The organism is Streptomyces sp. NPDC003035 (genome assembly GCF_042888285.1).
Taxonomy (GTDB): domain Bacteria; phylum Actinomycetota; class Actinomycetes; order Streptomycetales; family Streptomycetaceae; genus Streptomyces.
This window is the reverse complement of sequence record NZ_JBIAPJ010000006.1, coordinates 576,311-586,829: the sequence shown is the minus strand read 5'-3', so window position 1 is coordinate 586,829 and position 10,519 is coordinate 576,311. Positions and strand designations below refer to the sequence as shown.

Below are 10,519 nucleotides of genomic sequence, written 5' to 3'. Positions count from 1 at the left end.
GGTACTGCAGGGGGGACCCTGTGGGAGAGTAGGACGCCGCCGAACAATCATTGTGGGAAAGCCCCGCACCTTATGGTGCGGGGCTTTTCTGCGTTCTGGATCAGTAGATACGGAATTGTGGGCTCCCTAGCGGGAGCCCACAGTCGTTTTCAGAGGCGGCCGGCCGCTTTCAGGGCGAGGTACGCGTCCGCCAGTGCGGGCGCGAGGTTGTCGGGGCCGGCGTCGACGACCGTGACGCCGTGGCGGCGGAGCTGTTCTGCCGTGCGGTCGCGCTGGGCCTGGGCCTGGATGGCGGCGGCGGCCTCGTAGACGCCGTCGATCGTGCCGCGGCGCGCTGCCATATCGGCCGTGTGCGGGTCGGCGACGGATGCCAGGAGGACCGTGTGGCGCTGAGTGAGCTGAGGGAGGACCGGGAGGAGACCCTCCTCGATCGGGGCCGCGTCGAGGCTCGTCAGCAGGACGAGGAGCGAGCGGCGAGGGGCCCGCGCCAGTGCGGTGGCCGCCAGGGAACGGGCGTCCGTCTCCACGAGCTCGGGCTCGATCGTGGCCAGGGCGTCGACCACGGCGGGCAGGACGTCCGCCGCCGAGCGGCCCTGGACCTGGGTGCGCAGGCGGCGGTCGTAGGCCAGGAGATCGACGCGGTCGCCGGCGCGAGAGGCCAGGGCCGTGAGGAGCAGAGCCGCGTCCATCGCGGCGTCGAGGCGCGGGACGTCTCCGACCCGTCCTGCGGAGGTGCGACCTGTGTCGAGCACGATCAGGATGTGGCGGTCACGCTCGGGGCGCCAGGTGCGCACGGCGACCGTGGTCTGGCGTGCCGTGGCCCGCCAGTCGATGGAGCGGGTGTCGTCACCCGGGACGTACTCGCGGAGGCTGTCGAATTCGGTGCCTTCGCCGCGGGTGAGGACGCTGGTGCGGCCGTCGAGTTCGCGGAGGCGCGCAAGGCGGGAGGGGAGGTGCTTTCGGCTCGTGAACGGCGGCAGCACCCGGACTGTCCACGGAACGTCGTGGTTGCCCTGTCGGGCGGCCAGGCCGAGGGGGCCGTAGGAGCGGACGGTGACGCGCTCGGCTTGGCGGTCACCGCGGCGGGTGGGGCGGAGGGATGTGGTGATCCGACGGCGTTCGCCCGCGGGCACGGTGAGCTTGTGCCGGGAGGCGGCCCGGTCGGTGCCCGGCAGCCAGCTGCTGGGCGGCCAGGCGTCGCGGAGCTGGGCGCGCAGGCGGCGCCGGGAGGTGTTGGTGACGGTGAGCTGAACGTCCGCCCCGTCACCCAGTCGAACTGTTGTGTCACCGCTTCGGGTGAACTGCAGCGTTCGCACTGGCGCGGCCATCGCGTAGTCGCACAGAATTGCGAGTGAGAGGGGCGCGTTCACCGCGAGCATCCCCGTCCAACTGGGGGCGAGGATGCCTACGGGAAGCGATCCGAGGGCGGCGAGCAGCGCGGTTCGTCCGGTGAGGGCCATGGGGCGCCGTTCTCAGCGGGGTACGGGGACGTGGGCGAGGATCGAGTTGATGACGGAGTCGGCGGTGACTCCTTCCATCTCGGCCTCGGGCCGTAGCTGGATGCGATGACGCAGGGTGGGCAGGGCCAGGGCCTTCACATCGTCCGGGGTGACGTAGTCCCGGCCGGTGAGCCAGGCCCAGGCGCGGGCGGTGGAAAGCAGGGCGGTGGCACCTCGGGGGGAGACCCCGAGGGTGAGTGAGGGGGATTCACGCGTGGCACGACAGATATCGACGACATAGCCGGCGATCTCGGGGGAGACCGAGGTCTTGGCGACGGCGGCACGGGCCGCCTCGAGGTCGGCGGGGCTCGCGACCGGACGGACACCGGCGGCCTGGAGGTCGCGGGGGTTGAAGCCGTTCGCGTGGCGGGTCAGGACGCTGATCTCGTCCTCGCGGGAGGGCAGCGGGACGGTCAGCTTGAGCAGGAAGCGGTCGAGCTGGGCCTCGGGGAGGGGATAGGTGCCCTCGTACTCGACCGGATTCTGGGTCGCGGCGACCATGAACGGATCGGGCAGCGGGCGAGGCGTGCCGTCCACGGTGACCTGGCGCTCCTCCATCGCCTCCAGGAGCGAGGACTGGGTCTTGGGAGGGGTGCGGTTGATCTCGTCGGCGAGCAGCAGGTTGGTGAAGACGGGACCGGGCTGGAAGGAGAACTCAGCGGTACGGGCGTCGTAGACCAGGGAACCGGTGACGTCGCTCGGCATCAGGTCAGGGGTGAACTGGACTCGCTTGGTGTCGAGTTCGAGGGTGGCGGCGAGCGCGCGGACGAGCAGCGTCTTGGCGACACCGGGGACACCTTCGAGGAGGACGTGGCCCCGGCAGAGCAGGGCGACGACGAGTCCGGTGACGGCGGGGTCCTGGCCGACCACCGCCTTCGCGATCTCGGTGCGCAGGGCCTCCAGGGAGGCGCGGGCGCTGTCCGAGTTCGTAGCGGTCTCGGGGGTCGGGGCGCTCATGAGGTGCGTACCTCTCTTTCGAGGGCGTCGAGGTGGTCTGCCAGGCGGATGAGGGCGGCGTCGTCGGCGGGAGCCGGGCCGAAGAGCAGCTCCCGGGGGGCTGCGGCGGACTCGGGGAGTCGGGCCGACAGCGCGGGGAGCAGGGTCTCGGGTGAGTGGGCGTCCTGGGCGGCGACACCCAGGAGCGGGGCGATCCGGCTGCGGGTCGCGCTGCGCAGCACGGCGGCAGCGCGGTCGCGTGCGTTCGCCTTGCGGTAGAGGCGGGCGCGGCCCTCGGTGGCTTCGGAGGCCCGGATGGCGACCGGGAGTCGTTCGGTCACGAGAGGGCCGAGGCGCCTGGCTCGCCAGATGGCGGCGAGGACGGCGGCGAGGGCGAGTTGGAGGGAGCCCCACAGCCATCCGGAGGGGACGAGCGAGAGGAAGCTGTCGGCGGCACTGGGGGACTCGCCCTCGGGGTCGCTCTCGGTGAGGGATGTGTCGGAGAGGGAGGGGAGGTACCAGACCAGATGAGTGCGGGAGCCGAGGAGTTGCAGGGCGAGGGAGGCGTTGCCCTGCTTGTCGAGACGCTCGTTGTAGAGGATGTCGGCGGAGCCGAGGAGCACGGTGTCGCCGCCGCCGGAGGCCGGGAGTTTGAGCAGGGTCGGCCGTCCGTCGCTGAGGTAGCAGGCGTCGGCCGAGTCGATCTCGGTGGCGTATCGCTCGCCGCCGATGTCGACGCTGCCGGCGCGGACGGCTTCGGGCAGAGAACACTGCGGTTCGCGGGCCTTCACCGCGGTGCCGGCGGCGTCGGTGACGCCGGGGGCCAGAGTGGCGAGGGATGCGCCGCCCGCGCCGAGGAGAACGGTGCGGCCGGGGGACGCCGTCATGGCCCTGTGGAGCGCGGATTGCTGATGGAGGGTCAGCAGGTCCGGGGTGGTGACCAGGAGCGTGCTGTCGGCTCCGGTGGCGGCGGTGACCTCGTCGAGGGTGGTGACCACCTGGACGGTGACGCCCTGGGCCTTGAGGAGCTCGGCGACGGCCCGGCTGCCGTTGGGGTCGGCGGAGCGGGGGTCCAGGCGGCCGTGGTGGTCGGCGGAGCGCACGGTCGCCAGGACGATGCCGCCGATCAGGATCAGGCCGAGGATGAGGAGTACCCCACGGGCCCGGGTCCAGATCTGGCGGGGGGTCAGAGAGGCGGAGGTGGTGCTGGCGCGCGTCCGGTTCATTCGGCTGCCCCGGCGGGGGTGGGATCGAGGGTGGGCCTGGTCCGCTCCAGGGACACGTCCAGCTCCTCGATGCGGCGGTATGCGGATGCGTCGGCCGTGCGGCCGCCGTATGTGACGTCGTCGAAGGAACGGGCGGCGGCGCGGAGTTCGTCCGTGTGCGAGGGCAGGGAACGGCCTGCCTCGGCGGCGGCCTCGTCGGCGGTACGGCCGGGGCGCGGGTCGAGGAGGGTGCGCTCCTCGAGGGAGCGGACGATCGCCCGCATCCGTTCCTGGACCGCTTGGTTCCAGCGACCGGCGGAGGCGTGCCGGGTGGCCGCGGCACGGTGTTGGTCGGCGGTGCGGGGGCCGTCCGCGAACAGCGAGTCCCCTGTGGTGGGGGTTCGCTGCGGAGTGCCGAGTCGCCACCAGATCGCGCCGACCAGGGCGAGCACGACCACGAGGATCACGAGAAGCCCGAGCAGGCCGCCGGGGGTCGCCCCCGAAGCCGTGTCGAAGAGGTTGCCGACCCACTCCCAGAAGCGGTCGAGGCCGCGTTCGAGCAGGCTGGGGTCGTTCTCGTGGTACATCGGCTTGGACAGTTCCCGCTCCGCCGCCTCCCGGGCGGGGACGCGGGGGATGTCCACCGGTACGTCGTCGGCGTACCGGACCGGCAGCCGCGCCGTGGTCGTGCCCCCCGTGGTCCGCACCCTGTCAGCTCCCGGTGGCCTGGTCGCCGGGTGCGGGGCCGTAGCCGGGGAGGCCGGCGGCACGGGCGAGTTCGAGGTCCAGGGCCTCGCGGCGGATGCGCTGGTCCACGTAGAGAAGGACGGTCACGCCGGCGGAGATCGGGTAGGTGATCGCGTTGGTGATGACACCGCCGATGCCGGTGATGACCAGGAACGACCAGCCGTACTCGGGGGTGGAGCCGGAGAGCAGACCGCTGAAGCCGTTGCCGTCGGCACCGATCGCGATGATCGCGAACGGGATCGCGATGATCATCGCCACGAGGAAGAGCAACAGCTGCGTCAGCAGCGTGATGCCGAAGATGCGCCACCAGGAGCCCTGGACGAGCTTGGCCGAGCGCTTCATCGACTGGACGATCCCCTGCCGCTCCAGCATCAGGGCGGGCGAGGACAGGCTGAAGCGGACCATCAGCCAGACGACCACGACCAGACCGGCGAGAGCGCCGAGGGCGACGAGCGCGCCGCCGGCCTCGTCACCGATCAGGAGTCCGGGCACCATGGCGACGAACACGATGGCCGCGCTCATCGCCGGGAGCAGCAGGGTCAGCCCCAGCAGCCGGGGCAGGCGCGGCCGGGCTTCCTGCCAGGCGGCACTCAGCGACACCGGGCGGCCCAGGACCGCGCGGCTGATGACCACGGTGAGGAGAGCGGCGCTCACCAGGGTGGCCATCAGGAGGATGAGGATCGCGGGGATCGAGCCGATCAGTGTCGCCTGCAGGGACTCGCCGAGCTGCGCCACCGCCTCGTCCGGGGAGGCGTCCGGGTTGATCTCGGGCGGCGTCGGAACCAGGAAGCGCTGGACGAGGATGTCGGCGACCTGCGAGATGACGGCGACGGTGACCGTGATGGTCAGCACCGTCCGCCAGTAGGTACGCATCGTCGACACGGCGCCGTCGAGGATCTCGCCCATGCCCAGCGGACGCAACGGGATCACGCCCGGCTTGGCGGCCGGCGGCTTGCCCCAGTTTCCGTGCTGGGGCGGACCGCCCCAGCCCTGGCCGGTCCGAGGCGCGGGGGCCTGGCCGGGGACCGGGGCCGTCGGCGGGGACCACTGTCCGGCGGGCGGCTGGTCCTTGGACCACTGGGGGGCGGAGCCGTTCGCGTCACCGGGCGTCGCGGGCCGGGGAACCCCGGATCCGTCCTGGCCGTCGGAGGGAGCAGATCCGGGCGAGGTCCAGCCCGGAGTGTCGTTCACGGTCGTCCACCTCGAGGAATGGTCGCGGGGCCGGCTCGGCGAGCCGGCACGGTCACAGGGGCCGGTCGCCTGTCCGGGCGGCGGGCCGTGAGCCATCGTGCCACGAGGGGCCCGCCGGTGGGCGGGGGCCGGTATCTCCATTCTCGCCTTCATTGTGGGCGCTCCAGGGGGCAGACTGGGCGGATGCCTGATCAGTGCGCACAAACCGCAGCGGCGGCGGGCAGAGCAAGGACGAACTCTCCGGATCATGACCGGGGCTGTGGAGGGGCTGTGTGGCAGGTCACGGCAGGTAACGATTGGCTAATGGGATGATGTCGATATGAAGGGACGCGTTCTTGTCGTCGACGACGACACCGCACTGGCCGAGATGCTCGGCATCGTGCTGCGGGGTGAGGGGTTCGAGCCGTCGTTCGTAGCGGACGGTGACAAGGCGCTCGCCGCATTCCGTGAGGCCAAGCCGGACCTGGTGCTGCTGGACCTCATGCTGCCCGGAAGGGACGGCATCGAGGTATGCCGGCTCATCAGGGCCGAGTCCGGTGTGCCCATCGTCATGCTGACGGCCAAGAGCGACACCGTCGACGTGGTGGTGGGGCTCGAGTCCGGGGCCGACGACTACATCGTCAAGCCGTTCAAGCCGAAGGAGCTCGTCGCCCGTATCCGGGCGCGGCTGCGGAGGTCGGAGGAGCCGGCGCCGGAGCAGCTCTCCATCGGCGATCTGGTCATCGACGTGGCCGGTCACTCGGTGAAGCGGGAGGGGCAGTCCATCGCCCTGACGCCGCTCGAGTTCGACCTGCTCGTCGCGCTGGCCCGCAAGCCGTGGCAGGTGTTCACCCGTGAGGTCCTGCTCGAGCAGGTCTGGGGCTACCGGCACGCGGCCGACACCCGGCTGGTGAACGTGCATGTCCAGCGGCTGCGCTCGAAGGTCGAGAAGGACCCGGAGCGCCCGGAGATCGTGGTGACCGTCCGTGGTGTCGGTTACAAGGCGGGGCCGAGCTGACATGAGCGCAGGCAGTACTGCTCCGAAGCCCGGGGAGCCGGGAGTCCGGTCGGGGCGGACTGCCGGACCGAGGCGGGGGGGCTCGCGATTCGGCCGTCTGCTCCGTGGCGGACGGCTGCTCGAGGACGGGGCGCCGGGTGGACCGGTGCTCCGGCTCTTCGCCCGCTGGGTGCGCCGTCCGCTGCTGCCCGCCGTACGGCTGTGGCGGCGCAACATCCAGCTGCGGGTCGTCGCGGGCACCCTGCTGATGTCGCTCGGGGTGGTGCTGCTGCTCGGCCTGGTCGTCATAGGCCAGGTCCGTAACGGTCTGCGCGACGCCAAGGAGCAGGCCGCCCAGAGTCAGGCCGCAGGTGGTTTCTCGGCCGCCCAGGACAAGGCGGCGACCACCCCCTACGTGCCCGGTGGGCAGGACGGCGGACGGGCCGGCGCCTCGTTGACGTGGCGCTCCACGCTGGTGGAACAGCTCGCCAGTGGTGGCCAGAGCGCGTTCAACGTGGTCGCGCTCTCGCTGGAGGACTCGGACGGGCCGGCGAGCCGGGGCGCCCGTGCCTCCGGTGAGGTCGACCCGGCCACGAGCATCCCCGACGACCTGCGGCGCTATGTGGCCCAGGGCGCGGGCACCTTCCAGACGTACACCCGCATCCACTACACCAACGGCAAGGAGTCCGAGGCCGGGCTCGTGGTGGGCAAGCGGTTGAACGACGCCGAGGGGACCCAGTACGAGCTGTACTACCTCTTCCCGCTGACGCACGAGGAGGACTCCCTCGCCCTGGTGAAGGGCACGCTGGCGACGGCCGGGCTGTTCGTGGTCGTGCTGCTCGGTGCCATCGCCTGGCTGGTGGTGCGCCAGATCGTCACGCCGGTGCGGATGGCGGCGGGGATCGCCGAGCGGCTCTCGGCGGGCCGTCTCCAGGAGCGGATGAAGGTCACCGGCGAGGACGACATCGCCCGGCTCGGTGAGGCCTTCAACAAGATGGCGCAGAACCTGCAGCTGAAGATCCAGCAGCTGGAGGAGCTCTCGCGGATGCAGCGGCGGTTCGTCTCGGACGTGTCGCACGAGCTGCGCACACCGCTGACGACCGTACGGATGGCGGCGGACGTCATTCATGAGGCGCGCGTCGACTTCGACCCGGTCACCGCGCGCTCCGCCGAGCTGCTGGGCGACCAGCTCGACCGCTTCGAGTCGCTGCTCTCCGATCTTTTGGAGATCAGCCGCTTCGACGCGGGGGCCGCGGCGCTGGAGGCCGAGCCGATAGACCTGCGTCAGGTCGTTCGGCGGGTCATCGGCGGCGCGGAGCCGCTCGCCGAGCGCAAGGGCGGCCGGATCGTGGTCGTCGGCGACGAGCAGCCGGTCGTGGCCGAGGCGGACGCCCGCCGGGTCGAGCGGGTGCTGCGCAATCTCGTCGTCAATGCCGTGGAGCACGGTGAGGGCAAGGACGTGATCGTGAAGCTGGCCGCCGCGGGCGGCGCCGTCGCGGTCGCCGTGCGGGACTACGGCGTAGGACTCAAGCCGGGCGAGGCGACCCGGGTCTTCAACCGGTTCTGGCGGGCGGACCCGGCACGCGCGCGTACCACCGGTGGTACGGGCCTGGGCCTGTCGATCGCGGTGGAGGACGCCCGGCTGCACGGCGGCTGGCTGCAGGCGTGGGGCGAGCCCGGTGGCGGTTCGCAGTTCCGGCTGACCCTGCCGCGAACGGCGGACGAGCCCTTGCGCGGATCCCCGATCCCGCTGGAGCCGGAGGACTCACGGCGTAACCGTGAGCAGGCGGCGGCCGAGGCGGCCGTCGGGCGGGGGCCGGAGAGCGGGGCCCGCCGGGTGACCGTGCCGGTGCAGCCCGCGGGGGACCGGGCCGCGCTGCCCGTACCGCCGCGGATGCCCGCGGTGCCGCGGGCCACGGCGGATCCGACGGCCCTGCCGGGCAGTGGTGCGCGGGTGGTCGCCCGGTCGGCGGCCGAGGCCGACAACGGTGAGGCGATGGCGTCGGCGAACGCCGAGGGGGAGGACGGAACAGGTGAGCGCTGACTCCCGAGGACAGCGGTCGTCCGGTGCCCTGCGGGCAGGTGTGCTGTTCGCCTGCGGCGGTCTGCTGGCGACGGGCTGCGCGACGATGCCCGACAGCGGGGACGTACGGAGTGTGAAGGCGTCCAACCCGGGCGACTCGCAGGTCCGGGTGTATGCCGTGCAGCCGCGGGAGAACGCGGAGCCGGACGAGATCGTCGACGGCTTTCTGGAGGCCATGACCAGTGACGACCCCGGTTTCGCCACCGCGAAGAAGTATCTGACGAAGCAGGCCGCGCGCACCTGGAAGCCGGGGCAGAGCATCACCGTGCTCACCACGGCGCCGGACCGTGAGCAGGCCGACCAGCTCCCGGATTCGGAGAGCCAGGGGCGGTCGTACCCGATCCGCGGGCGGCAGATCGCCACGGTGGACGCCCGGCACGCGTACCAGCCGATGAGCCCTGCCGAGTACAAGGACTTCATCCACGTGGTGCAGCAGCCCTCCGCGGACGGCAAGGGCAAGGAGTGGCGCATCGACCACCTGCCGCCGGGTCTGGTGCTCAGTGAGGCCGACTTCCAGCGCAACTACCGCTCCGTCAACAAGTACTACTTCGCCTCGGGCCAGGAGTGGGTCGTCGCCGACCCGGTGTACATCCGGCAGCGGCAGGACCCGGTGACCCGGATGGATCCGGTGACCCAGACCGTCAAGGCCCTGCTCGAGGGTCCGACGAACTGGCTCAAGCCCGCCGTGGATTCACGCTTCCCCTCCGGTACGGAGCTGAAGGAGGGCGTCACCTCGCTCGCGACGGACGACCAGTCCACGCTGAAGGTGCCGCTCAACGCGAAGGCCGATCTGGTGGGTGGGGAGGTCTGCCGTCGGATGGCCGCTCAGTTGCTGTTCACGCTGGGCGGTCTGACGTCCGTACGGGTCGAGCAGGTGGAGCTCCAGCGGGGTTCCGACGGTGGCCGGCTCTGTGTGCTGTCCAAGGCACAGGCGGAGGACTTCGCCCCGGTGCACGACACGGGCAGGGCGGAGAACCCCTTCTTCGTCGACGAGCACGGCATGTTGAAGACGCTGCCGGTCGGCGGTAAGGAGGACGCGGAGGCGGACGCGACGCTGGGGCCGTTCGGCAAGGGCGAGATGCCGCTGCGGTCGGTCGCGGTGGACCGTGAGGAGAGCCGGGCGGCCGGGGTCGACAAGAACGGGCGCGAGCTGCGCGTGGCGTCGATCCTTTCCGACGGCGAGCTGCCTCCCCCGCTCGTGACGAGCGGTGCGGCGCGGCCCGAGGACCGGTTGTCCACGCCGAGCTGGGACGGCCGGGGCGATCTGTGGGTGGCGGACCGCGATCCGGTGAAGCCGCGGCTGTGGATGATCCCGGGCGGTGACGGGGAGCCCGTCGAGGTCCGGGCGCCCTGGCTCGCGGACGGCGGCCGGGTCGAGTCGCTGCGGGTCTCCGCGGACGGTGTGCGGATCGCTCTGCTGCTCAAGGACAAGGACGGCCGCACCACCCTGAAGATCGGCCGGGTGGAGCGGGAGGGCGGCGGGACGCGGACCACCGTGTCGGTGGTGGACCTGCAGCCCGTGGCGCCGCGGATGGAGGCCGTCACCGCCGTGTCCTGGGCCGGTCCGAGCAGGCTGGTCGTGGTCGGCAAGGAGGCGGGCGGGGTTCAGCAGGTCCGCTACGTCCAGACGGACGGTGCGACCTCGACGGCCTCGTTGCTGCCGGGCCTGAACGGGGTGACGGCGGTCGCCGCGCCGAACGACGAGCGCGCTCCGGTGGTCGCCGACTCGGGCAACGACGGCATCGTGCGTCTGATGCCGGGCGCGAACTGGCAGCGGATGGTCAAGGTCGCCGGCTCCGCGCCGGTCTATCCCGGGTAGCCGCCGACAGCCGGCCGTCACCCGCTCGGCCCCCCGCGCCCGCCCCGATCGACTGTTTTTCGG

Annotated in this window: 8 protein-coding genes; 3 read left to right on the top strand and 5 right to left on the bottom strand. The window is 71.9% G+C overall.

Features of this window, described 5'->3' with window-relative positions; genetic code table 11:
* Positions 1-149: 149 nt before the first annotated feature.
* The 5 genes from ACFYV5_RS22465 to ACFYV5_RS22445 are packed head-to-tail and all read right to left on the bottom strand — an operon-like array spanning position 150 to position 5,578.
* On the bottom strand, positions 150-1,460 hold the full coding sequence (locus tag ACFYV5_RS22465) for a DUF58 domain-containing protein (RefSeq protein WP_389171076.1): 1,311 nt from the start codon (positions 1,458-1,460) through the stop codon (positions 150-152).
* Between the two features lie 12 nt (positions 1,461-1,472).
* Positions 1,473-2,456 (bottom strand): MoxR family ATPase, encoded by a 984-nt coding sequence (locus ACFYV5_RS22460; RefSeq protein WP_355112570.1) that lies wholly within the window; start codon positions 2,454-2,456, stop codon positions 1,473-1,475.
* Entirely contained in the window at positions 2,453-3,661 is a 1,209-nt protein-coding gene (locus ACFYV5_RS22455; protein WP_389171073.1) for a DUF4350 domain-containing protein, read from the bottom strand. Before ACFYV5_RS22455 ends, ACFYV5_RS22460 begins: the two co-directional genes overlap by 4 nt.
* The gene (locus ACFYV5_RS22450; protein ID WP_389171070.1) at positions 3,658-4,347 is read right to left on the bottom strand and encodes a DUF4129 domain-containing protein; all 690 of its coding nucleotides are present in this window, start codon (positions 4,345-4,347) and stop codon (positions 3,658-3,660) included. Before ACFYV5_RS22450 ends, ACFYV5_RS22455 begins: the two co-directional genes overlap by 4 nt.
* 4 nt (positions 4,348-4,351) lie before the next feature.
* On the bottom strand, positions 4,352-5,578 hold the full coding sequence (locus tag ACFYV5_RS22445) for a hypothetical protein (RefSeq protein WP_389171067.1): 1,227 nt from the start codon (positions 5,576-5,578) through the stop codon (positions 4,352-4,354).
* Positions 5,579-5,897: 319 nt separating this feature from the next.
* Between ACFYV5_RS22445 and mtrA the strand changes: the two genes are divergently transcribed.
* From mtrA to ACFYV5_RS22430, 3 genes are read left to right on the top strand one after another with little or no spacing between them, the layout of a single operon-like run.
* Positions 5,898-6,575 carry a two-component system response regulator MtrA gene (gene mtrA / locus ACFYV5_RS22440; RefSeq protein WP_355112563.1) on the top strand — a complete coding sequence of 226 codons (678 nt, stop codon included), beginning with the start codon at positions 5,898-5,900 and terminating at the stop codon, positions 6,573-6,575.
* A 1-nt stretch (position 6,576) separates the two neighbouring features.
* Positions 6,577-8,598 carry an MtrAB system histidine kinase MtrB gene (gene mtrB / locus ACFYV5_RS22435; RefSeq protein ID WP_355112561.1) on the top strand — a complete coding sequence of 674 codons (2,022 nt, stop codon included), beginning with the start codon at positions 6,577-6,579 and terminating at the stop codon, positions 8,596-8,598.
* Positions 8,588-10,456 carry an LpqB family beta-propeller domain-containing protein gene (locus ACFYV5_RS22430; protein WP_389171062.1) on the top strand — a complete coding sequence of 623 codons (1,869 nt, stop codon included), beginning with the start codon at positions 8,588-8,590 and terminating at the stop codon, positions 10,454-10,456. Before mtrB ends, ACFYV5_RS22430 begins: the two co-directional genes overlap by 11 nt.
* Positions 10,457-10,519 lie beyond the last annotated feature (63 nt).